Source organism: Nocardia sp. NBC_01503, from assembly GCF_036327755.1.
Taxonomy (GTDB): domain Bacteria; phylum Actinomycetota; class Actinomycetes; order Mycobacteriales; family Mycobacteriaceae; genus Nocardia.
Genome location: NZ_CP109596.1, coordinates 1,993,838 through 2,018,685 on the forward strand (window position 1 = coordinate 1,993,838; position 24,848 = coordinate 2,018,685).

At 66.1% G+C, this 24,848-nt stretch carries 28 protein-coding genes and 1 pseudogene; 7 read left to right on the top strand and 22 right to left on the bottom strand.

Features of this window, described 5'->3' with window-relative positions; all coding sequences use genetic code 11:
* Nucleotides 1-82 precede the first annotated feature (82 nt).
* Complete coding sequence (locus OHB26_RS08895) at nt 83-322, bottom strand: glutaredoxin family protein (protein ID WP_330183719.1); 240 nt, start codon at nt 320-322, stop codon at nt 83-85.
* 97 nt (nt 323-419) lie between these two features.
* Here OHB26_RS08895 and OHB26_RS08900 point away from each other — a divergent pair, with 97 nt between their 5' ends.
* A complete protein-coding gene (locus OHB26_RS08900; protein WP_330183720.1) occupies nt 420-629 on the top strand; it encodes a DUF433 domain-containing protein in 210 nt (69 codons plus the stop codon).
* An 82-nt stretch (nt 630-711) separates the two neighbouring features.
* On the opposite strand, the gene dmpG is transcribed toward OHB26_RS08900, so the two are convergent.
* The 3 genes from dmpG to OHB26_RS08915 are packed head-to-tail and all read right to left on the bottom strand — an operon-like array spanning nt 712 to nt 3,490.
* Nucleotides 712-1,764 carry a 4-hydroxy-2-oxovalerate aldolase gene (dmpG, locus tag OHB26_RS08905; protein WP_330183721.1) on the bottom strand — a complete coding sequence of 351 codons (1,053 nt, stop codon included), beginning with the start codon at nt 1,762-1,764 and terminating at the stop codon, nt 712-714.
* 12 nt (nt 1,765-1,776) lie between these two features.
* Complete coding sequence (locus tag OHB26_RS08910; RefSeq protein WP_330183722.1) at nt 1,777-2,682, bottom strand: acetaldehyde dehydrogenase (acetylating); 906 nt, start codon at nt 2,680-2,682, stop codon at nt 1,777-1,779.
* A gap of 22 nt (nt 2,683-2,704) precedes the next feature.
* Nucleotides 2,705-3,490, bottom strand: a complete 786-nt coding sequence (locus tag OHB26_RS08915) for a 2-keto-4-pentenoate hydratase (RefSeq protein WP_330183723.1) — start codon at nt 3,488-3,490, stop codon at nt 2,705-2,707.
* A gap of 151 nt (nt 3,491-3,641) precedes the next feature.
* On the opposite strand from OHB26_RS08915, the gene kstD reads away from it, so the two are divergent.
* Together kstD and OHB26_RS08925 are read left to right on the top strand one after the other, a co-directional pair.
* Nucleotides 3,642-5,348, top strand: a complete 1,707-nt coding sequence (kstD, locus tag OHB26_RS08920) for a 3-oxosteroid 1-dehydrogenase (RefSeq protein ID WP_330183724.1) — start codon at nt 3,642-3,644, stop codon at nt 5,346-5,348.
* Between the two features lie 261 nt (nt 5,349-5,609).
* Nucleotides 5,610-6,411: pseudogene (locus tag OHB26_RS08925) on the top strand (MaoC/PaaZ C-terminal domain-containing protein).
* A gap of 143 nt (nt 6,412-6,554) precedes the next feature.
* On the opposite strand, the gene OHB26_RS08930 reads toward OHB26_RS08925, so the two are convergent.
* Nucleotides 6,555-7,592 (bottom strand): AraC family transcriptional regulator, encoded by a 1,038-nt coding sequence (locus tag OHB26_RS08930; protein ID WP_330183725.1) that lies wholly within the window; start codon nt 7,590-7,592, stop codon nt 6,555-6,557.
* Nucleotides 7,593-7,786: 194 nt separating this feature from the next.
* On the opposite strand from OHB26_RS08930, the gene OHB26_RS08935 reads away from it, so the two are divergent.
* Entirely contained in the window at nt 7,787-8,134 is a 348-nt protein-coding gene (locus OHB26_RS08935; RefSeq protein ID WP_330183726.1) for a hypothetical protein, read from the top strand.
* Nucleotides 8,135-8,137: 3 nt separating this feature from the next.
* Here the strand turns inward: OHB26_RS08935 and OHB26_RS08940 are convergent, their stop codons facing one another.
* The 10 genes from OHB26_RS08940 to OHB26_RS08985 form a co-directional block, all read right to left on the bottom strand.
* Nucleotides 8,138-8,569: a hypothetical protein gene (locus OHB26_RS08940; RefSeq protein ID WP_330183727.1), complete on the bottom strand. Its 432-nt coding sequence runs from the start codon at nt 8,567-8,569 to the stop codon at nt 8,138-8,140.
* A complete protein-coding gene (locus OHB26_RS08945) occupies nt 8,566-9,840 on the bottom strand; it encodes a DUF58 domain-containing protein (protein WP_330183728.1) in 1,275 nt (424 codons plus the stop codon). The genes OHB26_RS08940 and OHB26_RS08945 overlap by 4 nt, the downstream gene beginning before the upstream one ends.
* Before the next feature lie 96 nt (nt 9,841-9,936).
* Entirely contained in the window at nt 9,937-10,899 is a 963-nt protein-coding gene (locus OHB26_RS08950) for an AAA family ATPase (protein WP_330183729.1), read from the bottom strand.
* Nucleotides 10,900-10,926: 27 nt separating this feature from the next.
* Nucleotides 10,927-11,430 (bottom strand): hypothetical protein, encoded by a 504-nt coding sequence (locus OHB26_RS08955; protein ID WP_330183730.1) that lies wholly within the window; start codon nt 11,428-11,430, stop codon nt 10,927-10,929.
* Nucleotides 11,427-12,377 (bottom strand): DUF4129 domain-containing protein, encoded by a 951-nt coding sequence (locus tag OHB26_RS08960; protein ID WP_330183731.1) that lies wholly within the window; start codon nt 12,375-12,377, stop codon nt 11,427-11,429. The genes OHB26_RS08955 and OHB26_RS08960 overlap by 4 nt, the downstream gene beginning before the upstream one ends.
* Before the next feature lie 250 nt (nt 12,378-12,627).
* Nucleotides 12,628-14,100 carry a UDP-glucose dehydrogenase family protein gene (locus tag OHB26_RS08965; RefSeq protein ID WP_330185549.1) on the bottom strand — a complete coding sequence of 491 codons (1,473 nt, stop codon included), beginning with the start codon at nt 14,098-14,100 and terminating at the stop codon, nt 12,628-12,630.
* Nucleotides 14,101-14,102: 2 nt separating this feature from the next.
* On the bottom strand, nt 14,103-15,317 hold the full coding sequence (locus OHB26_RS08970) for a glycosyltransferase family 4 protein (RefSeq protein WP_330183732.1): 1,215 nt from the start codon (nt 15,315-15,317) through the stop codon (nt 14,103-14,105).
* A 176-nt stretch (nt 15,318-15,493) separates the two neighbouring features.
* Nucleotides 15,494-16,438 carry a cell division protein ZapE gene (gene zapE, locus OHB26_RS08975; RefSeq protein WP_330183733.1) on the bottom strand — a complete coding sequence of 315 codons (945 nt, stop codon included), beginning with the start codon at nt 16,436-16,438 and terminating at the stop codon, nt 15,494-15,496.
* A gap of 90 nt (nt 16,439-16,528) precedes the next feature.
* Nucleotides 16,529-16,741, bottom strand: coding sequence for a hypothetical protein (locus tag OHB26_RS08980; RefSeq protein WP_330183734.1), 213 nt, complete (start codon nt 16,739-16,741; stop codon nt 16,529-16,531).
* Nucleotides 16,742-16,875: 134 nt separating this feature from the next.
* Entirely contained in the window at nt 16,876-17,223 is a 348-nt protein-coding gene (locus OHB26_RS08985; protein ID WP_330183735.1) for a DoxX family protein, read from the bottom strand.
* A gap of 185 nt (nt 17,224-17,408) precedes the next feature.
* Between OHB26_RS08985 and OHB26_RS08990 the strand changes: the two genes are divergently transcribed.
* Nucleotides 17,409-17,618 (top strand): type II toxin-antitoxin system VapB family antitoxin, encoded by a 210-nt coding sequence (locus OHB26_RS08990; protein WP_330183736.1) that lies wholly within the window; start codon nt 17,409-17,411, stop codon nt 17,616-17,618.
* Nucleotides 17,615-18,049 (top strand): PIN domain-containing protein, encoded by a 435-nt coding sequence (locus OHB26_RS08995; RefSeq protein ID WP_330183737.1) that lies wholly within the window; start codon nt 17,615-17,617, stop codon nt 18,047-18,049. Before OHB26_RS08990 ends, OHB26_RS08995 begins: the two co-directional genes overlap by 4 nt.
* 11 nt (nt 18,050-18,060) lie before the next feature.
* Here the strand turns inward: OHB26_RS08995 and OHB26_RS09000 are convergent, their stop codons facing one another.
* Both OHB26_RS09000 and OHB26_RS09005 read right to left on the bottom strand, forming a co-directional pair.
* Nucleotides 18,061-19,089, bottom strand: a complete 1,029-nt coding sequence (locus OHB26_RS09000; protein WP_330183738.1) for a medium chain dehydrogenase/reductase family protein — start codon at nt 19,087-19,089, stop codon at nt 18,061-18,063.
* Nucleotides 19,090-19,172: 83 nt separating this feature from the next.
* Nucleotides 19,173-19,736, bottom strand: coding sequence for a TetR/AcrR family transcriptional regulator (locus tag OHB26_RS09005; RefSeq protein ID WP_330183739.1), 564 nt, complete (start codon nt 19,734-19,736; stop codon nt 19,173-19,175).
* A gap of 71 nt (nt 19,737-19,807) precedes the next feature.
* Here OHB26_RS09005 and OHB26_RS09010 point away from each other — a divergent pair, with 71 nt between their 5' ends.
* Nucleotides 19,808-20,008 (top strand): hypothetical protein, encoded by a 201-nt coding sequence (locus tag OHB26_RS09010; protein WP_330183740.1) that lies wholly within the window; start codon nt 19,808-19,810, stop codon nt 20,006-20,008.
* 54 nt (nt 20,009-20,062) lie between these two features.
* Here the strand turns inward: OHB26_RS09010 and OHB26_RS09015 are convergent, their stop codons facing one another.
* The 5 genes from OHB26_RS09015 to OHB26_RS09035 are packed head-to-tail and all read right to left on the bottom strand — an operon-like array spanning nt 20,063 to nt 24,832.
* Nucleotides 20,063-21,235: a lipid-transfer protein gene (locus OHB26_RS09015; protein ID WP_330183741.1), complete on the bottom strand. Its 1,173-nt coding sequence runs from the start codon at nt 21,233-21,235 to the stop codon at nt 20,063-20,065.
* Nucleotides 21,232-21,651, bottom strand: coding sequence for a MaoC family dehydratase (locus tag OHB26_RS09020; protein WP_330183742.1), 420 nt, complete (start codon nt 21,649-21,651; stop codon nt 21,232-21,234). The genes OHB26_RS09015 and OHB26_RS09020 overlap by 4 nt, the downstream gene beginning before the upstream one ends.
* A complete protein-coding gene (locus tag OHB26_RS09025; RefSeq protein ID WP_330183743.1) occupies nt 21,648-22,598 on the bottom strand; it encodes a bifunctional MaoC family dehydratase N-terminal/OB-fold nucleic acid binding domain-containing protein in 951 nt (316 codons plus the stop codon). The genes OHB26_RS09020 and OHB26_RS09025 overlap by 4 nt, the downstream gene beginning before the upstream one ends.
* 12 nt (nt 22,599-22,610) lie before the next feature.
* Complete coding sequence (locus OHB26_RS09030) at nt 22,611-23,780, bottom strand: acyl-CoA dehydrogenase family protein (protein WP_330183744.1); 1,170 nt, start codon at nt 23,778-23,780, stop codon at nt 22,611-22,613.
* Nucleotides 23,765-24,832, bottom strand: a complete 1,068-nt coding sequence (locus OHB26_RS09035) for an acyl-CoA dehydrogenase family protein (RefSeq protein WP_330183745.1) — start codon at nt 24,830-24,832, stop codon at nt 23,765-23,767. Before OHB26_RS09035 ends, OHB26_RS09030 begins: the two co-directional genes overlap by 16 nt.
* Nucleotides 24,833-24,848 lie beyond the last annotated feature (16 nt).

The following is a 24,848-nucleotide window of genomic DNA, read 5'->3' on the forward strand; positions in this document are numbered from 1 at the left end:
TCACGCATCCTACGATCGCGGATCTCAGCCCATTCGGAACGGTCGACCATGCCGCTGTCTTCCTCGACGAGCGGGGACGGTGTCAGGGCTTTATGGCGGCGGCGAGGTCGGCGTTGGTGGGTTCGATGAGGATTGTGCCGTTGGGGAAGACGACCACGGGGATGTTCTTGCGGCCGTCGGCCAGTTCGATGGCCTTGTCGCGGGCGGCCTCGTCGTGTTCTACGTCTACCTCGGTGAATGGGATGTTGTTTTCGCGCAGCCAGGTCTTCGCGCGGCGGCAGTCGCCGCACCAGTCCGCTCCGTACAGCACGATGTCGGTCATGGGTCGACCCTAGAGGAGGGGGTGGGGGTGGATAACCACAGGACGGGGTCACCGGATCCACAGAGAAGGGTTAGGGAGCGACCCTAGAATTCGGGGCATGTCCAATCTGGAGCGGATTACCTTCGATCCGGCCATCTGCCATGGCAAGCCGGTTATCCGAGGAATGCGCTACCCCGTCGCACTCTTGCTCGAACTGCTCGCGGCGGGAGTATCGGTGCAGGAGATTCTCGGCGACTATCCCGACCTGGAGGCCGACGATGTGTTCGCCGCGATCGGGTATGCCGCCCTGGCGGTCGCCGCGCCTTGACTGCGCGGTCCGATCGGAGCATAGAGACGAGCTGGGCCACAACCGGAAATGGTTGCGGCCCAGCTCGTTATGCACCAGCGGATCAGGCGGTGACCGCCGCCTTCTCGCGCTGGAGTTCCAGGGCGATATCGATGAGCTGGTCTTCCTGGCCACCGACGAGCTTGCGCTTGCCGGCGCGGACGAGCATCTCCGCGGCGGAGACGCCGTAGCGTTCGGCCTGGCGCTCGGCGTGCCGCAGGAACGAGGAGTAGACGCCCGCGTAACCCATCATCAGGGCCTGGCGGTCGAGGAGGCATTCGCTCGGCATGGCCGGGCGGACAACATCTTCGGCGGCGTCGGTGATGGCGAAGAAGTCGACGCCGGTCTTGACGCCGAGCTTGTCGCAGACACCGATGAACGCCTCGACCGGCAGGTTGCCCGCGCCCGCGCCGAAGCGGCGAGCGGAGCCGTCGATCTGGGTGGCACCGGCGCGGACCGCGTACACGGAGTTCGCGACGGCCAGGCCCAGGTTCTCGTGGCCGTGGAAACCGACCTGCGCGTCATTGCCGAGTTCGGCGACGAGCGCGGAGACGCGATCCGAAACCTGTTCCAGCACAAGGGCACCGGCGGAGTCGACGACGTACACGCACTGGCAGCCGGCATCGGCCATGATGCGCGCCTGCTTGGCCAGGTTCTCCGGGGTGGTGGAGTGCGCCATCATCAGGAAGCCGACGGTCTCCAGGCCCAGATCCCGGGCGTAGCCGAAGTGCTGGATGGAGACATCGGCCTCGGTGCAGTGGGTCGCGATGCGGCAGATGGACGCACCGTTGTCCTGCGAGATATTGATGTCTTCCTTGATGCCGACACCGGGCAGCATGAGGAAGGCGATCTTGGCCTGCTTGGCGGTCTCCGCGGCGGCCTTGATCAGTTCCTGCTCAGGGGTTTTGGAGAACCCGTAGTTGAACGAGGAACCGGCGAGGCCGTCACCGTGCGTGACCTCGATAACCGGCACACCCGAGTTGTCCAGGGCGGCAACGATATCGCGCACCTCGGTCACCGTGAACTGGTGACGCTTGTGATGCGAACCGTCACGCAGCGACGTATCGGTCACCCGCACATCGATTTCGCCCGAGAAAGGCTTCAGCACATTGTTCATGGTCGAATCTCCTTACACCCGAGCCGAGATGATCTGATCGGCCATCACATTGCCGACCTGAGTGGCGGCCGCGGTCATGATGTCCAGGTTGCCCGCGTACGGCGGCAGGAAGTCGCCCGCGCCCTCGACCTCGACGAAGATCGAAACCTTCGCCATCCCACCGGAAACCAGTGACGGGTCGTCGAACTGCGGCTCGTTCAGCAGTCGGTAGCCGGGCACGTACTGCTGGATCGCCTTCTCCATCTCGTGGATGGAGGCGGTGATGGCATCGCGGTCGGCATCCTCGGGAATGGCGCAGAAGATGGTGTCGCGCATGATCATCGGCGGCTCGGCCGGGTTCAGAATGATGATCGCCTTGCCGCGAGCGGCACCACCGATGGTCTCGACGCCCTTGGAGGTGGTCTTGGTGAATTCGTCGATGTTCGCACGGGTTCCGGGACCGGCCGACACCGAGGAAACCGACGCCACGATCTCGGCGTACGCGACGGGAACGACCCGGGAAACGGCCGCGACCATCGGAATCGTCGCCTGACCACCACAGGTGATCATGTTGACGTTCGGCGCGTCCCGCAGCGAATCCAGGTTCACCGGCGGAATCACGGCCGGGCCGACGGCGGCGGGGGTGAGGTCGACGGCGCGGATACCCGCGGCCTCGTACTTGGGCGCGTACGCGCGGTGCACATACGCGGAGGTGGCCTCGAACAGCAGATCGGGCTTCTCATCAAGGGCGAGAAGCCAATCCGCGCCTTCCGCGGAGGTCTCGAGACCCAGTCCGCGAGCCCGCTTGAGCCCCTCGGAATCCGGGTCGATACCGATCATCCAGCGCGGTTCGATCTTGTCCGAACGCAGCAGCTTGTACAGCAGATCGGTGCTGATATTGCCGGAGCCGACGATGGCTGCGGTGACTTTGCCAGTCACAACTTTCTCCTACTCGGTTGTGTCAGCTGAAACGCAGACGAACGGAACCGAGCCCTGCGAACTCGGCGGTGAAGTCGTCGCCCGGGCGAGCGTCGATGGCGCGGGTGCAGGATCCGGGCAGCACGATGTCGCCCTTCTTCAGCCGGACACCGAACGAGGCGACCTTGCGGGCCAGCCACGCGACGCCGATGGTCGGATCGCCCAGCACGGCGTCGGAGCGGCCCTGCGCCACAACCTCGCCATTGCGGGTGAGTACCGCGTCGATCTTCTTGATATCCAGCTCATTCGGAGCGACGCGCTCCTTGCCGAGCACCCAGCCGGCGGAAGAGGCGTTATCGGCGATGGTGTCGCACAGCCCGATCTTCCAGTCCTTGATGCGGGTGTCGATGAGTTCGATCGAGGGCGCGTACGCGACTGTGGCGTTCAACACATCCTCTTCGGTGCAATCCTCGCCGGGCAGGTCCGCGCCGAGCACGAAACCGACCTCGACCTCCACGCGCGGGTACAGGAATTTGGAGGTGTCCACCGGGACGTCTTCGAAGACCTCCATCTCGGCGAGCAGATGCCCGTAATCGGGCTCGTCGACACCCATCATCTGCTGCATGGCGGCCGAGGACAGGCCTACCTTATGCCCGATGATGCGGGCGCCGGCCGCGGTCCGCCGCCGAATATTCAGCAGCTGGATCTCGTAGGCGTCGACCACGTCGATGTCGGGATAGCGCGCGACCAGCGGGTCGAGCGGAATGCGATCCCGCTCAGCCAGGGCGAGCTCTTCTGCCAGTTCACTCCGTAGCGCGTCGGTCAGCACGCTGTTTCCTTCCATCGAGGGGCCCGGCCGGTGGCCACGCAGTTAAGAGACTAGAAACTGAAACGAGTTTTTGTGAAGTAAATCGCCTCAGCAGTCCCATCTGCCAGACCAACATAGACCAAACCCGGATTGATTCTATAACGTGTTCTACATGACTGATCGGGATTACGACGTGGTGGTGGTCGGCAGCGGTGCCGCCGGTATGACCGCCGCCCTCACCGCCGCACACCGCGGTCTGCGCGTGGTGCTCATCGAGAAGGCCGCGCATTACGGCGGTTCGACCGCCCGCTCGGGCGGTGGTGTCTGGATCCCAGGCAACAAGGCGCTCAAGGCGTCGGGACGCCCCGACGACCGTGAGGATGCCCGCACCTACCTGCGCAGCATCATCGGCGATGTGGTGCCCGCCGACAAGATCGATACCTATATCGACCGCGGCGCAGAGGCTTTCGACTTCGTACTGGACCACTCCGCCCTGAAGATGAAGTGGGTACCGGGCTACTCCGACTACTACCCGGAGGCACCGGGCGGCCGCGCGGACGGCCGCTCCTGCGAACCCAAACCGCTGAACCTCAAGATCCTCGGCAACGAGCGCTTCAACCTGGAACCGCCCTACTCCAAGGCTCCGCTGAATGTCGTTATCCTGCAGGCCGATTACAAGAAGCTGAACCTGCTGCGCCGCCACCCCATCGGCTTCGCCACCGTACTGCGCGTCGGAACCCGTTGGGCCTGGGGCAAAGTCACCGGCAAGGCGCTGGTCGGAATGGGCCAGGCGATCATCGCGGGTATGCGCAAGGGCCTGCTCGACGCGAATGTGCCTGTGCTGCTGAACACTCCGCTCACCGGACTGGTCATCGAGAACGGTGTCGTCACCGGCGTCGAGGCCGAGCAGAACGGCGAGACCGTGCGCTTCAACGCCAAGTACGGCGTCATCCTGGGCGCGGGCGGCTTCGAGCACAACGCCGATATGCGGCACAAGTACCAGCGCGAACCCATCACCACCGAATGGACCACCGGCGCGACCGCCAATACCGGCGACGCCATTCGCGCGGGCCTGGAAGCCGGTGCGGCCGTTGACTTCATGGAGGACGCCTGGTGGGGTCCGACAACCATGAAGGGTCAGGGCAAGCCGTGGTTCGCGCTCGCCGAGCGCAATCTGCCCGGGTGCATCATCGTCAACGCCGAAGGCAAGCGATTCGGTAATGAGTCCGCTCCTTACGTCGAGGCTGTGCACACCATGTACGGCGGCGAATACGGGCAGGGTGACGGCCCCGGTGAGAACGTGCCCTCATGGCTGGTGTTCGACCAGCGCTACCGGAGTCGCTACATCTTCGCTGGTCTGCAGCCCGGTCAGCGTTTTCCGTCCCGCTGGATGGAAAACGACAATATTGTCGTGGCGCCGACCTTGGCGGAGCTCGCCGAGAAGATGGGCGTGCCCGCCGATAGCTTGGGCGCCACCGTCGAACGCTTCAACGGCTTCGTCGAGAGCGGTGTGGACGAGGACTTCAGCCGCGGTAAGAGCGCGTACGACCGCTACTACGGCGATCCGACCATCAAGCCCAACCCGTGCCTGAACAAGCTCGAGGTCGGCCCGTTCTACGGTGTGCGAATGTATCCGGGTGACCTGGGCACCAAGGGTGGTCTGGTCACCGATAACGACGGCCGCGTACTGCGCGAGGACGGGACCGTCATCGACGGCCTCTACGCCGCGGGCAATACCTCCTCCCCCGTCATGGGTCACACCTACGCCGGTCCCGGCGCGACCATCGGACCCGCGATCACCTTCGGCTACCTGGCCGCGCTCGATATCGCCGCCAAGGCGAAGAACGGCGCCGCGGCCAAGGCCGACCAGAACTCCTGAACCGTCCCAACCCGGTTCAGGACGGGTTGGGCGCGCGACCGGGTCACGTCGGTTTCGCGCCCAACCCACCCCGCCGGACCGCCGCCACCGGAACCCCCTGCCCGGTGTCGGCGGCCCGGCCCTGAAACTTCAGACCCCGCCCCGGCCGGTGCGTGTCCCGGCGAGCGGGCGCGCTGCTTGCTTACCGCCGGAATGCGTCGCAGGATCGGACCCGAGTGGGTCCCTGGGTGACCGCCCACCGATCTCACGAGGAGACAATTCATGCCCATCGATCCGAATATCGCGCTCGGCGCGCAGCTTCCGACCGTCGACTTCAGTTGGACGCCGTCGGATGTGCAGCTGTACAACCTGGCGCTGGGTGCGGGCGCGCGCTGGACCGAGGCCGCCGAACTGCGTTATGTGGATGACCGCAATCCGCAAGTTCTGCCCTCTTTCGCTACGGTCGCACCGTTCTTCCACGAGACCGAGCCGCCCAAGGTGCAGTTCCCGGGTGTCGACATCGACCTCGCGAAGGTGGTGCACGGCAGCCAGGAGATCGTGGTGCACCGGCCGATTCCGGCCTCGGGCAAGGCGGTTTTCGAGCGCCGGATCAGCGAGATCTGGGATAAGGGCTCGGCCGCGGTGATCTGGCAGGAGCACACCGCCACCAGCTCCGATGGCGAATTGCTGTGGACCGCGCGCTCTTCCATCTTCGCCAAGGGCGAGGGTGGTTTCGGCGGCGATCGCGGCCCGTCGGCCAAGGCCGAACTGCCCGATCGCGCACCGGATTTCGATGTGCTGACCCCGACCCTGCCGCAGCAGGCGCTGCTGTACCGCATGTGCGGTGACCGCAATCCGCTGCACTCGGACCCGGAGTTCGCCCGGAATGCCGGATTCCCCAACCCGATTCTGCACGGCCTGTGCACCTACGGCCTGGTGTTGAAGACCGCCACCGATGCCGTACTCGGCTCGGATGCCGCCCCGCATCTGGCAGACCGACGGTGAACTCCTCATCGCCGCAACGGTTGTCGAACGCGATGACGCGCCGGTCCTGGCCGATGTGGTGCTGACCCACACCGCGTAAAGCACCCGAAACAACTGGGCCGCGACCGATTTCCGGTCGCGGCCCGTGCTGTTTTCGGTCACCGTAACATTTCCGGGCTATCGGAATTTTTCAATCGCCCGATTGCGTTCGCGGTCCGTTGGACGTCGTTCACACCATTGCGTTCAGCTCACCCGAACCGATACCCGGCCGCGGTTCTCCCGCGCGAACTGTCCGGGCGACTGCCCCTTCCAGGCGCGAAATGCCGAGGTGAAGGCCGAGACGCTGGCGTAGCCGAGCCGAACCGCGGCCTGCTCCACCGTCATTCCGGTAATGAGCAGCTCCTCGGCCAGCAGGCCGATGGTCTCGGTGGTGAGTTCACGGAAGGTGGTGCCCTCGTCCGCGAGGCGACGGCGCAGGGTGCGGACACTGAGGTCCAGTTCGGCCGCGATGCGTGATTGGTCCGCGATACCGCCACGGCTGATGAGCAGCTGCCGCACCCGGCCACTGATACCGGCCCGGCTGCGACGCCGCTGCATGAGATCGGCGCACTGCTGCTCGTAGAAGCGCGCGGTGGCCGAATTCGATTGCGGCAGCTGCAGACTCTGGATATCGGCGGGGCCGGTCACCACCGAGCGAGCGGCATTGAAGACCACCTCGTCCACGCCCAGCATGGCCCCGAACATCTCGTAGACCGGATGCGGTGGAAAGGCCACCGCGACCCGGGTGATGGGCGGCCGCATGGGCAGTACATCCTGCTGGATCGTCCAGATGGCGGCCACATCGCGCTCCACCGCGAAGCGCCGCACTTCACGCGGAACACCACTGTCGTCCCGGACAATTGAGACATCCGAACCATCGATGACCAGGTGGTGGCGGGCGACGGTGAAGGACAGATCCGCGTAGCGCAAGGCCAGACTCACCGCATCGCGCACGGTCGGACAGCTCATCAGCGCGAAGCCGAGCACCCCCAAACTGGGCGGATGGCACAGCAATCCGGCCATCAGCCCCATGCCCGGTTCGTCGCCGACCCCGGCCACCACATTGCGCATGAGGGCCAACTCCTGCCCGAGGGTGATCTCGGCGGTGGAGTCGAGCAGATCCCCCTCCCGAATCCCGGTGCCGCGCAGCAGGGTCGGCGTGGATATCCCCCGGCCCGATGCGAATTCGACCAGCAGTGCCGCACTGGTTATGGAACGCAACTGCGCCTGGCCGTCGGTCACAGGAAAATCTTCGCAAACTCTCGGCGTACTTCGGACCGGAACCAGCCGGTAAGTTGCTGTTATAGGCCGAAATTCGGCTGTTTCTGACCTATGAAGTACTGGAACAAGTAACGCCTTCGGCCTTATGGTGAATATCTAGCGAACTACATCTGATAAACCCCGCTACAACCGATAGACATGGAGAAGGTGAACCAATGGCCGGCTGGCAGGTGTTCACAGCCACCCTGGTAATGCTCACGATCATGGCCGTCACGGTCGCGAGCCTGCATCAACCGCATCGCGATCCCGACAGACTCTCGGTGGATCGGATCCGCGAGCGAATCAGCAACGAGCACACCGCATCCGCCGATCCGATTCTGTCCACCTCGGCCTGGTCGCACGGCGCCCCGGACCATCAACTCGATGTGCAGGAGGCACACCGCACCATGCAGCAGCATCGCCGCTGCGTGGTCGGTGAATGTGACCGCAAGGGAGCGGCTTTCCGCGCCCTCGTCGACGCCGGGCGCATCAAGCCGACGCGGATGCCACCGGCCCTGCAGTAGCGGTCAGTCGCCGGACCGCTCGCCCACCAGTCCTCGAACGATCATGGCGTACAACAGGATCACTGTGATCGGCGCGATGATCGGAATCCAGGACAACCCCGCGGGCAGGAGTGTCGCGGCACCGGCGGCCACCGTGAAGACCAGCGCGCCCGCCACCGAGGGGACGGTGGTGGGCACCACCCCCACCGGCGCCGAGACCGTCGCGGTGTTGAGCAGGTAGGTGGTGGCTACCAAACCGATGGCCCCGGCTACCAGGGCGCCGGTATCGGTGAACGCGAGCACGGCCAGTGCGACCAGTACCGCGCCGACCGCGCTCACCCGCCACCGCCAACCCGCCACCGCGAGCGCGAAAGTGGGAACGGCCGCCCAGGGCAACACCAGGGCGACCCCCAGCGTGAGCAGTAGCCCGGCGAGCACCGCGAGGAATCTGGTCATCGGCGCACCCGCACGGTGCGCCGCTGCTGCGGCAGCAGCCGCATGATCTGATCCAGCCGGGTGTCCTCCGGCCACGGCACGATATCCACCCCGACGGTGCTCATATCGCGGTACATGGAGGTGCGCTCCAACTGCCACATGCGCGCCAGGGTGGAGTCCAGACCGTCCCGGAACGGCGGGCCGCGCAGTACATCCACCACCACCACGACGTGTCCGCGCTTGCGCAGATCGATCAGGGCCAGGGCGAATTGGGTGTCCAGCATGGTGGAGAAGGCCACCACCACCGCACCGATCGGCACGCCCGCGTGCGGGGCCAGCGAGCCGGAGGTGGCGATATGCTCATCGCCCACATCGAGCACGGTGTCGACAATGCGATAGAACTGGCGGCGGCCGATATCGGGGCGCAGCCAGCGCGGCGAATGTCCGAGGCAGACAACGGCGGTGCGGTCACCGGCCTGCAGCGCCGACTGCGCCACCTGCGCCGCGCCGCGCACCGACAGCTCCAGTGAATCCGAGGCCGGGCCCGGGGCCTGCATCGAGGTATCCACCAGCACAACCACATCCGCGGCGCGGTTGGTGAAGCGCTCGGTCACGAACAGCCGTCCGCGCCGGGCGCTGACCGCCCAGTTCACCGTGCGCAGCTGATCGCCCGGCGCGTACGCGCGCACATCCGCGAACTCCACGCCCGGACCGTGCCTGCGGGTCAGATGCGAACCGATGCGCTCCGGAAGTTCGGTGCGCGGCAATCGCATTCGCTGTGGATCGGTAATCGGGTACACGTACACCTGACCGGCGGGCAACTGGACCGAGGCCACCGCCAGCCCGGCCGGACTCAGTGCGGTCACCCGCACCGGCACCGGATACCGGCCCCACCGCGGCGCGGAGAGTGCGATGCGCATTCCGGCCGGAGCGGCCCCCGAATCGAAGGTCTCCTCCACGTGCGTCTCCATACCGGGGACCGGCTGAGAATGCAGGCGCAGCAGCGCATGTCCGCTCTCCACGAACGCGCCCGCGGTCAGCACGACCTCCTCGGTCTCGAAGCATCGCAGCACCCCGACACCGTCCACCTGAATCCTGGTGCGCGACTGCTGCAGTGGTGCGGTGGCCAGTACCCCGAGCATCGGTGCGGCGAAGACCACCAGCTGCCACTGCCCGAACGCCACCGCCACCACCAGCGCGGGCACCGATACCGCCGCCAGCATGAATACCAACGGCGCCGGACGCCAACGCAATTCGGTATCGGTGGCGGTACTCAGATCACGATGCTTCACGAATACCTCCCCGCCGGTGTGGATCCCGGCCAAAAGCATGCCGGGATGACGGGGTCATGGACTCGCACCGGTCGCGATGACGGGGCACGTTCTCGCTCATGCCGGGGTGGCACGAGGAACGGGCAAGCGGCGCAGCAGTTCGGCTATGACGTCCTCGCCACGGATGCGGCGGACCCACATCTCCGGGCGCAGGGTGATGCGGTGTGCCATGGCCGGAATGGCAAGGGCTTTCACATCCTCGGGGACCACGTAGTCGCGGCCGTTGAGAAGGGCACGGGCGCGGGCCATTTGGACCAGATCGAGTTCCGCGCGGGGGCTCGCGCCGACCTCCACCTGGGGGTGGCCGCGGGTGGCGGAGGCCAGGGAGACGACGTAGCCGACGACATCCGGGTGCACCGTCACGAATTCCACGGATTGGCGCATCTCCATCAGGCCCTCGGCGTCGACGACCTGACCGATCTGCGCGGGCTGCGAACCGCGTTCGAGGCGGCGGCGGATCATCTGCATCTCATCGTTCTCGGAGAGATACCCGAGCCGCAATTGCATGGCGAAGCGGTCCAATTGGGCCTCGGGCAGCGGGTAGGTGCCCTCGTACTCGATCGGATTATCGGTCGCCATGACGATGAAAGGCTGTGGCAGCGGGAAGGTTTCACCGTCGATCGAGACCTGCCCCTCGGCCATGGCCTCCAGCAGCGCCGCCTGGGTCTTGGGCGGGGTGCGGTTGATCTCGTCGGCCAGCAGCATATTGGTGAAGACCGGTCCGCGCCGGAAACTGAAACGGCCAGAATGCATATCGTAGATCGTGGAGCCGATCAGATCGGCGGGCAGCAGATCCGGGGTGAACTGCACCCGGGTGAAGTTCAAGCCCAGCGCCGTCGCGAACGAGCGCGCGATCAGGGTTTTGCCCAGCCCCGGCAGATCCTCGATGAGGATATGCCCACCCGCCAGCACCGCGATCATGATGAGCTGCAGTTCATCCCGCTTGCCCACCACCACCCGGCCCATCTCCCGCAGCACGGCATCGGTGCGCTTGACGGTCATATCCATCGGTGAGGTCATATCAGTACTCGCATATCAGAAGCCTGTTCACATGTTCTGGAGGCGGCGCAGGATCTCGTCCAGCGCCGGTCGGCCCGGCGCCGGATTGACCTGATCGCGCAGCGCCGAATTCGCGGGATCCACCCACCGCCACAGTTCGGGTCCGAACAGTAGTTGCCCGGCGGCCTCGGTGGCACGCCGATTCTTGGCCATCCGATGGCCGCTGCTGCTCTCGAACTCCTTGGCCAGCAGCGGGCGCAGATGCCGGTCCCACTCCGCGCGGGTGCCCTCGGAGCGATCGGCGAGCAGTTGTGCGCGGGCCTGCCAGCGGGTCAGCATCTCGGCCGGGCCGTTGTCGATTTCATTGTCGGCCGGGCCGGTGGGCTCGTACCGGCGGGCGCGGTCCAGCAGTGACCAGACCAGCAACCCCAGCACCCCGGCGACCGGGATGCCCGCAATGGGCAGCAGGGTGGTGCGCTCATTGTTCAAGGCGATCAGTTCGAAGAGTCCGGCCAGGATCAACCCGACCACCACTATCGCTACCCGGTTCATGGCGTAGCCGCCTCTCCCTGCAAGTCCGCCAACACTATTCGCAGCAGTTGTTCGGCCCGCATACGCTGCCACTCCAGCATGGAGTGCGGGCTGAAACGGGCCTCCTCGAAGAGCGCCACCAACTCTCGCGCCGAGGCGTCGTGCAGGAAGCCGCGATCGAAGGCGCGCGCCAGTACCTCCGAGGGGGTGTCCGAGGCCAATGGCGCGACCTCACGCGCCTGCCCCAGACCGCGTTCCATGGCGACATAGCAGGCGATGATGGCGGTGCGCGGATCCTGACCGGGCGCGATCATGGCGGCCAGGCCCATCTCCGCGACCTTGGCCAGCGAGACCGCCTCGGTCGGGGTATCGGGCGCCGCACCAGCGATTTTCGGCTCCGGACGGCGGCTGGAGCTGACCGCGACCACCACCAGACCGGTCATGGCGACCAGAACCAGCGCGACCGCGCCGACCGCCACCAGCACCAGCACCGTGCCGCTGAGTGGCGGATCGGGCAGGGACTCCGGCGGTGGTGCGACGGTCTGCACCGGTTCGGTCACCGAGGTGCCGGGCGCGCGAGTGGTATCCGTCTGGTCCGCCTGGTCATTTCGGCCCGGACCGACCAGGTAGACGCTCAGCACCGCGGTGAGTACCAGCGTGACGGCCGCCAGTCCGATCAGGACCAGCAGGCCCAGGCGCGGCAGGCCGGTGCCGCGGCGGTCCGATTCCCGGTCCGGCTCCGGCATCGAGAGTGGTAGCCGGTGCTGGCTGTTGATCACCCCCGCCGCCAGGATCACCACCGAGACCAGCAGCAATACCGGCATTAGCGCCAGTGTCACCGCCGACGGTGTGCCCGGGGTGGATGGGCCTCCGGTGCCGGGGATATATCCGCGCAGGGCGACGACGGCCAGCATCAGCAGGGCGATCAATCCGATCACCCGCGATGCCAGTGTCCCCACCCCAGTCACACGTACCCCTAACCAGAGTCCTGTAAATCAGGCACATAGTTACATGCCGGTAGGTCCGGTTGGGGGGAATTCGCAAACACCGATTACATGCGGTTCTCGCATATATCGGCGCTCGAGGTGTGGCAACCGCACCGCACGTCTCCCGGTAGTAAGACAGACAATTCGTGCCAATCGCTCATAACGAACCGCACTGAATAGCCGGGAACGCCGGACCCGAACCGGGCCCGGCGTACCGCGGTGGCACCTGGAGCTATGCCGAGCGGCGCACTCGCGCACGCAATCGGGTCAGCGCCGAATCAGTTAGTGCGGCAGGCGCTTCCGTCGATCTCCGGGCATTGCGAAGTAGCCCCGGACGCAAGGGCTCCGACTGCCCGGATGTCCGGGATACGGGACGCTCCACCGGATTCCGGGATTCGACCAACCGCCCGAGCGCACGGAAATCCCAGCCCGCCGCCAGCCACGGCTCCGGATCCAGCGCATTGCGGGCATCGATGAGGGTCCGCCCGCGCGCCACAGTGCGCAGGAACGCGGGATCAAGGTCCCTGAACTCACTCCACTCGGTCAGGTGCAGCACCACATCCGCCTCGTGCAGCGCCGCGGTGGCGGTGGCGGCGTAGACCAACTGCGGGGCGACCGCGCGCGCCGGAGCCGTCGCGGCCGGATCGAAGGCGGTGACCTGCACACCCGCGGCCTGCAATCGGATCGCCACATCCAGCGCGGGCGAATCCCGCACATCGTCCGAGAGCGGTTTGAACGCGATCCCGAGAATGCCGACCCGGTGGGACCCGGTGGCGTGCAACAGATCCAGGGTCTCGCGCACCACCCGCTCGCGACGGCGCAGATTGATGGTGTCGATATCGCGCAGGAAGTCCACGGTCTCGGCGGCTCCGAGTTCACCCGCGCGGGCGATGAGCGCGCGCACATCCTTGGGCAGGCAGCCGCCGCCGTAACCCAGTCCGGCACCGAGGAATTTGCGGCCGATCCGATCGTCGTGACCGAGCGCGTCCGCCAGCAGCGTCACATCCGCGCCGGTCAGCTCGCACAGCTCGGCCATGGCATTGATGAACGAGATCTTGGTCGCCAGAAAGGCATTCGCGGAGACCTTGATCAACTCCGCGGTCGGCAGATTGGTGATCACCACCGGGGAACCCGCCGTGATCGGCGTCGCGTAGACCTGCCGCAGCGCCCACTCGGCGTCCGGGGTGGTGACGCCGAAGACCAGGCGATTGGGACTCAGCGTGTCGTGCACCGCGTGCCCCTCGCGCAGGAACTCCGGATTCCAGGCCAGATCCACCGAGATACCCGCCGGAGCGAGCTCGGCGATGCGGGCGGTCAACGCCTCGGCGGTACCGACCGGCACCGTCGACTTGCCGACAATCAGGCAATTGCGGGTCAGATGTGGCACCAGACCCTCGAGCGCGGCGTACAGCTGCGACAGATCGGCCGCGCCATTGGGCCCGGGTGGCGTTCCCACACAAAGGAAGTGGACGTCGGCGAAGCGCGCGGCGGCCACCAGTGAGGTGCCGAACCGCAGGCGGCCCGACCGTACATGCCCCGCGAGCAGTTCCGGCAGTCCGGGCTCATGGAAGGGCACCCGGCCCGCCGAGAGCGCGGCCGCCTTGGCCGGATTGTTGTCCACACCGAGCACGTCGAAGCCGAGTTCGGCCATACCCGCGGCGTGCGTGGCGCCGAGGTAGCCGGTGCCGATGACGGAGATGCGCAGCATCAGGAGGCCTCCTTGGAGAGCGGGGCGCGGAGGTCGCCATCGCCTGGCAGTCGGCGGCGTTCCGCGATCACTTCGCGGTAGTGGCGAATCAGCAGATCGTTCACGGCCGCCCAGGAGCGGTCGCGCACACTGCGCTGAGCGGTCTGCGCGGTCTGCGCGCGCAGTTCGTCATCGTCGACGAGGCGACGGACCAGGGCCACCATGGCCTCGGCATCGCCGGGGGGATAAAGGAATCCGGCTCCGGGAGTGACCACATCGATGGGTCCGCCGGAGCGCGGCGCGACCACCGGCACACCGGAGGCCATGGCCTCCTGCGCTGCCTGGCAATAGGTTTCGTGCCGGCCGGTGTGCACGAAGACATCGAGAGAGGCGTAGGCCGCGCCCAATTCCGCGCCGTGCAGGACACCGAGGAACTCCGCGCCGGGCAGTACTTTGCGCAGCCGCTTCTCCTCCGGGCCGCCGCCGACGATCACCAGCTTCACACCGGGCAGCGGCAGCAGGTGCGCGAGGAGTTCGAGCTCCTTCTCCGGCGCCAGGCGGCCGATATAGCCGACCAGCGTTTCACCCTTGGGAGCCAAGCGGTTTCGCAGCTCCTCCGAGCGGCGGAACGGGCCGAACTGCCCCAGATCCACACCGCGCGGCCAGCGCGCCAAACCCGGCACACCCATCAGCTCCAGCTGCCGCAGGCTCGCGGTGGAGGGAGCCAGGGTGCGATCGACCTGGAGGTGAATGCGCCGGGTGAGCGCCGCCATGGTGCGCACGCCGCCGGGGAGGTCATAGCGTTCGGCGAATCCGACCAGATCGGTTTGGTAGATGGCCACGGTCGGCACCCCGAGCTCACCGGCGACTCGCGCCGCCTGATAGCCCAGTGTCGCCGGGGAGGCGATATGCACGACATCGGGTTCGAAGTCGCGCAGCACCTTTCGCAGGCGGCGGCGCGTCTCCAGCCCGATCCGGAAGTCGCGATAGAACGGCAGGCGCGCCCCGCGCACCACATGCACCCGGAATCCGGCGTACTCGGCCGGACCGGTCGGAGCCATCAGAACGGCTTCATGCCCTTTGGCGGCCAGATGGTCCAGCACCCGCCGCACCGAGTTGGTGACGCCGTTGACCTGGGGAAGGAAGGATTCGGCGACCACCAACACGCGGAGTCGACCGCCGGGGATGCTCGGGTGCCGGGGCGCTGAACCCCTGGCCTGCTCGCGGATTCGCATCGGTCCCCTCCGGTTCGGTGCTGCCTCCTGATTGCACGGTAGGAAGCCGCCCGCAACGCAAGCCCCCCTCCGCGTAGACGGCACGTGAACCGTTTCCGTCGATCAAGTCGACGTGTTCACCCGAGCGTCGCCACCCCGTCGCGCCCCGGTCCCGCGCACCGGAAACGCGCCGGTCGTCAGGGGGTCGGGACCGGTGTGGCCAACTCACTCAGACGGCTCAGGGTGCGGTAGAGATCGGGGACTCTTTCGATCTGAGCACCCAGTTCCGCCAGCGGAACCCGGGCGTACAGCGAGAGTTCCAGGTCCGCGTCGTAGAGCACGTCCACCAGATTCACCAGGCGCATCACCCAGTCCGGCGGGACCGAATCCATAGGCGGGACCTCGCACAGGGTCCAACGGTGGAATCGCCGCGCCAGCTCCAGGAAGTCGGCCGCCGATACCGGGATTCCGCAGAGCTCCGCGAAATCGACCGTCAGTTCCCCGTTTTCGGCGGCACGAGCGTTCAGCAGCCGATGCGCGACCGGCACCCGGACCGATCCGACGGTCGCGCACGCACCGACGGTGTAGTACCCCGCCGCGAATCCGGTGTGCCGATCACCGAGCTGCCGGTAGTCCTGCGGACCGTTCACCGACACCACATCGAGGTGTTCGACGATCCGGTCGATGGTGGGCACGAACATGGGATGCCACAGCGGATTCGGCATCAGCTCCTGCGGTGGGTAGTTGGAGGTCACCACCAGCGTGATGTGCCGGGCGAAGAGCAGATCCAACAGCCGCGCCACCAGCCGGGCATCCCCCGCGTCGTGCACATGGAATTCGTCGAAGCAGATCAGCTGCGCGTCACCGAGCAGCGCCGCCGCCGAGGCATCGATATTGCCGTATTCGTGAATGCCCGCGTTCAGCTGGGCGAAGAAGCTGTGGAAGTGGTAGCGGCGCTTGTGCTCCGAGGGCACCGATTCGAAGAACCGATTCATCAGCATGGTCTTGCCGCGCCCCGGCCCGCCGTACAGGTACAGCCCGCGCGGCCGATGCCACCGCTTGCCGACCCGTGCCGCGATGGCGGCGAGCCGATCCGCGGCCACCTGCTGATCGTGATCCAGAACGATATCGCTGGTCTGCACGACAACCTCCTACACCGAATCGAGTTCCTCTATATCTATAGAGGAACTTTGATTCACGCGGAAGCAGAGGTGATCACTCACACAGGTGATTCAGAGTTGTTCCGAGATATGCAGATCCGGCCACGGCGGCCGCTTGAACACTGCGGCGGTAGCGAGGGTGGCGGCGAAGAGCCCGGTGAGCACCCCGATCAAGGCGATCCGTCCGCCATCCTCCGCGGCCTCCCACTTCACCTCACCCCCGTGCACCACGAACACCCCCACCGGCCGGGGCCGAGGCCGCAGGAATCCCTCAATCCCCGTCACGGTGATGATGGTGGCCCCGTCCGCCGTCTGCAGCGGCTCCCCGAAAACCCGCGAATATTCCACCGCCGGAGGCTCTTTCATTAGATCCCGCAACACGGCCGACCCCTTCCCTCGTCGATCCCCCAAACCTACGCTCACACGGCGAGCTGCAAGGCGAGAGTCGCGATGGCCGGAACCATGTAGAGCACCGGGAACACCGACGTCTTGTACGACCGCGCCCGAATGGTGGTGATCACCGCACCGGCGAAGTAGAGGATCACCCCGATCGCGGCCGCGATCCCGATCACCGGAATGAAGAATCCGACAATCAACCCGAGCGCCCCGGCCCCCTTGGCCAGCGCCAGCGGATTCCACCACGACCGCGGCACCCCGTACTGAATCAGCGGATCCACCACGAACTCCGCCTTGGTGAACAGCGAATACGACGAGAACCCGATCCACAGCGCAGCCGCGACCCCGACGATGTGATACGCGATATTCATTGAAATCCCTTACCTTCCAACAGTTTCCGTTCGCGCTCCGCTCATTCGAACCGCGTCTGCAAGAAGGACGACATAGCCCCCGGCAGTGTGACATCACGGGGAGAGACCGATCGGCATCGGCCGCCGCACCGAATCAACCTGCAGAGTATTGCTGAGATAATTGCTGGAGACATATCGTGAGAAATATGAAAACGATGATCGATCTGAATGATGAAGCACTCGCTCTGGCGGCCAAGGAGCTGGGGACGACGACGAAGAAGGACACGGTCAATGCGGCGTTGGAGTTCGTGGCACAGCGTCGGCGACGGATCGAGCAGACACTCAACGATCCGTACGGCTTCGGCGTGGGACCCGATATCGATGATCCGGAGGTCATGGACAGGGCACGCCGTTGATCGATGCCACCCCACTGCGGCTGCATCTGATCGATACGTCGGCGGCCGCTCGGCTTCGACACGAGTCGGTTCGGACGGTGTTGACCGGGCTCATAGCCGATCGAGCCGCTGCGACCTGCATAACCGTGGACCTCGAAGCCGGGTACTCCGGCCGAAATCTCGCGGACGTACAGAACATCGCCCAGCGCCGTCGCGCCCTCTACGTGAACCTGCCCGTCAACGAGGCCATTGCCGACCGCGCTCGCGAGGTGCAACAACTAATGGCCCGTCAGGGACTGCACCGCGCGGCAGGCATCGTCGACCTATTGACAGCGGCGGTCGCCGAATACCATGGCGCGGTACTTGTCCATTACGACACCGACTTCGAACACATCGCTACCGTCACTCGACAGCCCCATGTTTGGGTAGTTCCGGCCGGCAGCGTCGATTGAGAGATCAACGACTACTGTTCTTGCACGAGCACGACTTTGCCGGTGACGGTTCGTGATTCGGCCAGGGTCAGGGCCTGGGCAGCCTGGGCCAGGGGGAAGCGGGCGGCGATCTGGGCGTGCAGTTCGCCCCGGGCGGCGAGCTCGAAGACAGCGGCCAGGTCCCGGGCCAACCGGCGGCGGAATTCGCCCGCGCGGCGCTGCCCGGCCCAGATGTTGTAGAAGTGCGCATTGCGCTTGTTGGGCAGTGCGTTCCACAGCATGAGCCGGGCGAACAGGCGCAGCACCGGAAGGCGGGAATTGCCCGCGTCATCCTTGGTGGAGGCGGTGCCGTAGGCCATCAGGGTGCCGCCGGGCGCGAGCAGCGAGAACGAATCCACAATTCCGGGGCCGCCGACATGGTCGAAGACCGCGTCCACGCCGCGGGGGGCCAGCGCCCGTACCTGGGCGACCACATCACCGCGGTAGTCGACCGGTGTCGCGCCGAGCGCGGCCACCCGGTCGGCATTGCGGGCGGAGGCGGTGCCGATCACCCGCACGCCCGCGGCCAGGGCCAGCTGCACCAGCGTGGAACCGACACCGCCGTTCGCACCGTGCACCAGAATCGTCTGTCCGGCACGCACTTTCGCACCGCGGTGCAGCATCTGCCAGGCGGTGATGCCATTGACCACGAAGGTCTCGGCCGCATCGGCCGCCAACTCCGCGGGCACCTCGATCAGGTCGACGGTGTCCAGCACCACGTGGCTGGCCCAGCCGCCGGTCTTGGTCAGCGCCGCGACCCGGCGGCCCACCAGTGCGGAGTCTTCCGCCGAACCGACCTCGGCGACCGTCCCCACCAGGTCGTATCCCGGCACGAACGGGAATGCGGGCTGGTCGTAGTACTTCCCGCGGCGCATCTGCTGCTCCGCGAACGAGACTCCGGTGGCCTCTACCCGAATCAGCGCCTGCCCCGGCAGTAGGTCCGGCAGCTCACGGTGCGCGATGACCAGGCCCTCGGGCTCGACGGTTCCCGGCAACATGATTTCGGTGGCGGTGATCGACATCGTCCTACTCCTTCAACAGTGAGTGACTGTTCAGTCACCTATTGGGTAAATAAAAAGCCCCCAGGTCAGGAGGCTTGAAAAACTCAGCCCGGGTGCCGGATGCCGAGATTGAGAATCGCGGCCCAGCCACCCTCGTGCCCATCCAGGCCCAGCGTGGTGATCAGATGACACAGCTGCCCGTAGGCCATGAACTTCTGCACCTCGAGATCGGAAGCTCCCGATCGCGACTTGGCATAGTCCGTGACCCGGCCCAGCCCGCGCCGCAACGCCTCGGCGATATCGTCGATATCCGTCGCCGACTGCGCGTGCACCTGAAGCATGAGCAGACTCTTGTTCGAGATGAGCTCGGCGTAGGCCCCGCCCATTTCGTACAGGATCTTCTCCGGATCACCCTCCCCCGCCCGGACAGCCCCCGTGGCGAGCGAACGCTCCACCAGTTCGAAGCACCGATCCAGCGCCGCGACGAACAACTCCACCTTGCTCGGAAACAGCTTGAACACGTAGGCCGTCGATATCCCCGCCGCCGCGGCAACGGTCGTAATCGGCGTCCCGTGATACCCGGTCCGGGCGAACTCCACAATTGCCGCATCGAGAACAGCTTCCCGGCGAACATCCGAGGTGGAGAGGAGAACTCCGCGCTTTGCCATGTGAGTGACCGTACACTCACTCTTTTGTTCCACGCAACCCCCAACCAAGAAAATCGCCGTAACCTGGCCCTATGACGGAACCCGCGCCTACCGAAAGCACCCCGCCCGACCCCCAGGGCAAGTTCCTCGGCGTCCCCTACGACTGGCGCCGCCCTACCTGGGATCGGGTCAAATCCCGCTGGTGGAATCCGGACGAGCCGAAGTTTCTGACACCCAAGTCCTTCGGCTGGGGCTACGACTTCAACCTCTACCGCATCTTCCGCCGCAAGTAGAACGCGAAAGGCCCGGGCGAGAAGGGATCTCACCCGGGCCTTCGATGTGTTCGATCAGTTGGAGCTGAGGACCAGACCCGAGGTCGGGACGCCCGTACCGGCCGTGACGACGATATTGCTCAGGTCCGCGACCTGGTTCACGGAGGTGCCGCGGATTTGGCGGACGCCTTCGGCGATGCCGTTCATGCCGTGGATGTATGCCTCACCCAACTGGCCGCCGTGGGTGTTCAGCGGCAGTCGGCCGCCTACCTCCAAAGCACCGTCCTTGATGAAGTCCTTGGCTTCGCCGCGGCCGCAGAAGCCGAGCTCCTCGAGCTGCATGAGCACGAAGGGGGTGAAGTGGTCGTAGAGGATGGCTGCTTGCATATCCTCTGGGCGCAAACCACTTTGGGCCCACAGCTGGTCGCCGACCAGGCCCATTTCCGGGAGGCCGGTCATGGCATCGCGGTAGTAGCTGGTCATGACGTACTGGTCCGCACCGGAACCCTGTGCGGCACCGACGATTACGGCGGGCTTGTGCGGAAGATCCTTTGCCCGTTCGGCACTCGTGACGACGATGGCGACACCGCCGTCGGTCTCCTGGCAGCAGTCCAGCAGGTGCAGGGGTTCCGCGATCCAGCGGGACGCCTGGTGTTCCTCCAGGGTGATGGGCTTGCCGTAGAAGTGCGCGTTCGGGTTGACCGCGGCGTGCTTGCGGTCCGTCACCGCGATGGTGCCGAAATCCGCACTGGTAGCGCCGTATACGTGCATGTAGCGACGCGCGACCATGGCCACCTGGGCCGCAGGGGTGCCGAGGCCGTGGGTGTACGAGAACGCGTTGTCCACACCGGAAGACGTGGCATTACCCGCCAGCTGGGTGGAGAACTGCCCGAAGCGATGCCCGGAACGCTCGTTGAAAGCCCGGTATGCCACAACGACATCCGCGACACCGGTGGCCACCGCCATGGCGGCCTGCTGCACGGTGGCCGCGGCCGCACCGCCGCCGAACGGGATATTGCTGAAGAACTTCAGGCTCGGGATACCGGCGGCCCGGGCCACGGCGGCCTGGGTATTGGTATCCATGGTGAAGGTCGTCAGGCCGTCCACATCGGCGGGGGTGAGTCCGGCATCGGCCAGTGCGGCGGTGACCGCCTCGGCGGCCAGGCGCAGTTCACTGCGGCCGGAATCCTTGGAGAAGTCGGTGGCGCCGATGCCTACGATGGCCGCGCGCCCGCTCAGACCCGTCACGCGCGTGCCTCCTGCAGCGAGATAACGGCTTTCGCCGTGATGTGGTCGCCCAGGCTGTCCTTGCCGACCACGTCGATGGTGATTTCGGTGCCCTCGACGGCCGATACCGCGCCGGACAGGGTGAGGGTGTCACCCGCGTACAACGGCACACCCAGGCGCAGCGAGATCGACTTCACCCGCGCGGCCGGACCGGCCCAGTCGGTGACGAAGCGCTGCACCAGACCGGTATCGGTCAGGATGTTCACGAAGATCGTCTTGGACCCGCGCTGCACCGCCTTCTCCGGATCGTGGTGCACATCCTGGAAGTCGCGGGTGGCCAGGGCCGAGGAGACCACGAAGGTGGTGTCGGCGTGAATCGCCAACTCCGGCAGGACGGTTCCGACCCGCACGGCATCGAGTTGCACGGTGGAGGTCATCGAACAGCCTTCCAATAGGGCACGGTGTTGTCGTCGTCGAGGGCTTCGAAGCCGACCTGCACGGCCTGTCCGATCGCCACCTCGGCGGGATCGATGCCGCGCAGCTCGCCGAGCATCCGCACACCCTCCTCGAGCTCGACCAGCGCCACCACGAACGGCAGGGCCCGGCCGGGCACCTTCGGGGCATGGTGCACAACGAAACTGAAGACGGTGCCGCGACCGGAGGCCACGACGTACTCGGTCTCCTTGGCCTTGTCCTGCCAGATGGCGGGCACCGGCGGATGCTGCAACGAACCATCCGGCCGCCGCTGAATCCGCAGCTCGCCGAGTTTGGTTCCGGCCCAGAAGAATTCGGTGTCATGCGAGACCACCGGCTTGACCCGCTTGGCCAGGTCCGCCGCCGGATCGGCCTGGGGAGCCGCGCCCGTGCCCGGCATGAACTTCAGCAGCCGGAACAGCATTTCGGTGACGAGCTCATCGCCGACATACCAATTCGTGCGGTAGGTGAGGAACCAGCCCTCACCCAGACCCGTACGCTTCGGCCCCACAATGGAATCCAGCGAGGACCGCACCGCGACCTGCTCACCGACCTCCAGGTACCGGTGGTAGGTCTGATCGCAGTTGGTGGCGACCACCGAGGTGTACCCGGCGGCATCGAGGAGCTCATTGGTGACCGTCATCGGGTCGTCCTCGGGGCGAGACCCGGTGAGCCCCAACATGGTCCACACCTGCGCCATGGCGGGCGGCGCGACGATGCCGGGATGTCCGGCGGCGATCGCGGCGGCCTCGTCGACATAGATCGGGTTGGCGTCCCCGATCCCCTCCACCCAGTTGTTGATCATGGGCTGGTTGACCGGATCGCGGCCCAGACGGGGGGACGACTCCCCCGCCTCTTTGATCTTCTCTGCGGCCGCCAGGATCTCGTCGGCCGTGAAGCTTTGCGTCACTGTCGAATTCCTCTATCTCGGTACGCGCGGCAGGCGCAGGCCCATTTGGGCGATGAGCTCGCGCATGACTTCATTGACGCCGCCGCCGAAGGTCACCACCAGGTTCTGCTTGGTGCGCCGGTCTAGCCACACCAGCAGCTCGGCCGTGCCCGGATCGGCGGGATCGCCGTAGCGACCGACGATCTCCTCGGCCAGGCGTCCGGCCTCCTGCAGCGCCTCGGTGGAGTACACCTTGGTCGCGGAGGCATCGGCGATCACATCGGCCGGATCGGCGTCGGGGCGCTCCATATTGGAGGCCACCTGCCAGTTCAGCAGCTCGTTGAGGCGCACCATGGCGTGCAGGCGCCCCAGTGAGCGCCGCACCTCGGTCTCACCCAGTACGCCCTGCTTCTGCGCCCATTCACGCACCCGGGTGTAGAGCTGTTCGATCTTGCCGGACGGCCCCAGGCTGACCCGCTCGTGATTGAGCTGGGTGGTGATGAGCTTCCAGCCCTTGTCCACCTCGCCGACGACCATGCTCGCGGGGACGCGCACATTGTCGAAGTAGGTGGCATTGGTGTGATGCGCACCGTCGGCGGTGATGATCGGCGTCCAGGAGTAGCCCGGATCCTTGGTGTCCATGATCAGGATCGTGATGCCGCGGTGCCGCGACTCCACCGTGCCGGTGCGCACGGCCAGCCAGATGTAGTCGGCCTCGTGCGCCCCGGTGGTGAAGATCTTCTGCCCGTTGACGATCCAGTCGCCATTGGCGTCCTGCACGGCGCTGGTGCGCAGCGCCGCCAGGTCGGTACCGGCATCCGGTTCGGAGTAGCCGATGGCGAAATGAATGTCACCGGTGAGGATTCCGGGCAGGAACTTCTGCTTCTGCTCCGGTGTGCCGTAGGACTGCAGTGCGGGTCCGACGGTCAGCAGCGTGACCAGCGGAACGGGCACATCGGCCCGGACCGCCTCGTTGTAGAAGATCTGCTGCTCCAGCGGGCCGAAACCCTGCCCGCCGTACTCCTTCGGCCAGCCGACACCCAGCTTGCCGTCCGCGCCCATGCGCTTGACTACCGCGCGATAGGCGTCGCCGTGCCGGTTCCCCAGCATCTCGTTCTCCTCTTCGGGAGTGACGAGACCGGAGAAGTACGAACGCAATTCGTCACGGAGGCGACGCTGCTCGGCGGTCAGTTCGATGAACATCTGGCTCCCAAACGGTCCAGCCGGAACGATTCGCCGCCCAGCCAGCGCGCGATGTCCTTGGCCTGTGAGTAGTAGCGGTGCAGTGGATGGGTCATATCGACGCCCAGACCACCGTGCAGGTGATGACACTTCTGCATGGCGGCCGGCAGCTCCGAGGCCACCGTGTACGCCAGCACATCCAAATCATCTTCGGTGCGCTCATGGTGTTCGGCGTTGTCAGAATCCTGCGCAAGCGCCCAATTGGCTGAGGCGGCGGCCGCGTGCAGGGTGCGCGAGGTGACGTACACATCCGCGATCTGCTGTGCCACAGCCTGGAATTCGGCCAGCGGACGACCGAACTGCTGACGCGTGCGCACATGCTCGGCGGTCAGGGCGATCACGCCCTTGAGCAGCCCGTCCGCGACCGCGCCGATCCCGGCCAGCGCGAACCGGTGCAGTTCGCCGATACCGCCCGGCAGCAGCTGCTCCGCCGGGATCTGCACCCCGTCGAAGCGGAGCGAAAACTCCGGCACGCCATCGGATGTCGGGCTGGCGGTTTTGGTGATGCCCGGGGCGTCACCGTCGACCACCGCGATACCGGCATCGGTCGGCACCAGAATCCAGCGCGCGGTATCGGCGTAGGGCACCGCCACCTTGTTGCCGGTGATGCGCACGGTGTCGCCATCGGCGACGGCGGTGGTCGTCGGCTTCACGACGAACGGAGCGCCCGCCTCGTGCAGGGCGGCGGTGAGCACCGCACCGTCTGCGACGGCGGGAAACACCTTCTCCGCCACCGCATCCGGCACGCCGATCGCGAGTAGCGGCAGCACGCCGAAGGCGAGCGTGCTCAATGCCGGAATCTGCACCGCGTCGGTGGCGAGCTCGGTCAGCATGGCGGAGACCTCCAGCAGACCCATCTCGTCACCGCCGAAGCGTTCGGGTAGGGGCACGGCCAACAGTCCACTGCCGGAGAAGATCGGCCAGAGCGCGATATCGCGTGCGCTTTCACGCTCCAGCAAACTTACAACAACCTCGGCGACAGCATCCTGGCTCTCGTCCCGCGTGAAGTCCAATTCATTACTCCCGGTT

Coding starts and splice junctions, on each gene's coding strand:
- OHB26_RS09030 (WP_330183744.1), bottom strand. CDS start 23,780: ATGTTCATCGAACTGACCGCCGAGCAGCGTCGCCTCCGTGACGAATTG.
- OHB26_RS08895 (WP_330183719.1), bottom strand. CDS start 322: ATGACCGACATCGTGCTGTACGGAGCGGACTGGTGCGGCGACTGCCGC.
- OHB26_RS08950 (WP_330183729.1), bottom strand. CDS start 10,899: ATGACCTCACCGATGGATATGACCGTCAAGCGCACCGATGCCGTGCTG.
- dmpG (WP_330183721.1), bottom strand. CDS start 1,764: ATGAACAATGTGCTGAAGCCTTTCTCGGGCGAAATCGATGTGCGGGTG.
- OHB26_RS08970 (WP_330183732.1), bottom strand. CDS start 15,317: ATGCGAATCCGCGAGCAGGCCAGGGGTTCAGCGCCCCGGCACCCGAGC.
- OHB26_RS08940 (WP_330183727.1), bottom strand. CDS start 8,569: ATGACCAGATTCCTCGCGGTGCTCGCCGGGCTACTGCTCACGCTGGGG.
- OHB26_RS08990 (WP_330183736.1), top strand. CDS start 17,409: ATGAAAACGATGATCGATCTGAATGATGAAGCACTCGCTCTGGCGGCC.
- OHB26_RS09010 (WP_330183740.1), top strand. CDS start 19,808: ATGACGGAACCCGCGCCTACCGAAAGCACCCCGCCCGACCCCCAGGGC.
- OHB26_RS08985 (WP_330183735.1), bottom strand. CDS start 17,223: ATGAATATCGCGTATCACATCGTCGGGGTCGCGGCTGCGCTGTGGATC.
- kstD (WP_330183724.1), top strand. CDS start 3,642: ATGACTGATCGGGATTACGACGTGGTGGTGGTCGGCAGCGGTGCCGCC.
- OHB26_RS08955 (WP_330183730.1), bottom strand. CDS start 11,430: ATGAACCGGGTAGCGATAGTGGTGGTCGGGTTGATCCTGGCCGGACTC.
- OHB26_RS09005 (WP_330183739.1), bottom strand. CDS start 19,736: ATGGCAAAGCGCGGAGTTCTCCTCTCCACCTCGGATGTTCGCCGGGAA.
- OHB26_RS08900 (WP_330183720.1), top strand. CDS start 420: ATGTCCAATCTGGAGCGGATTACCTTCGATCCGGCCATCTGCCATGGC.
- OHB26_RS09000 (WP_330183738.1), bottom strand. CDS start 19,089: ATGTCGATCACCGCCACCGAAATCATGTTGCCGGGAACCGTCGAGCCC.
- OHB26_RS09020 (WP_330183742.1), bottom strand. CDS start 21,651: ATGACCTCCACCGTGCAACTCGATGCCGTGCGGGTCGGAACCGTCCTG.
- OHB26_RS08935 (WP_330183726.1), top strand. CDS start 7,787: ATGGCCGGCTGGCAGGTGTTCACAGCCACCCTGGTAATGCTCACGATC.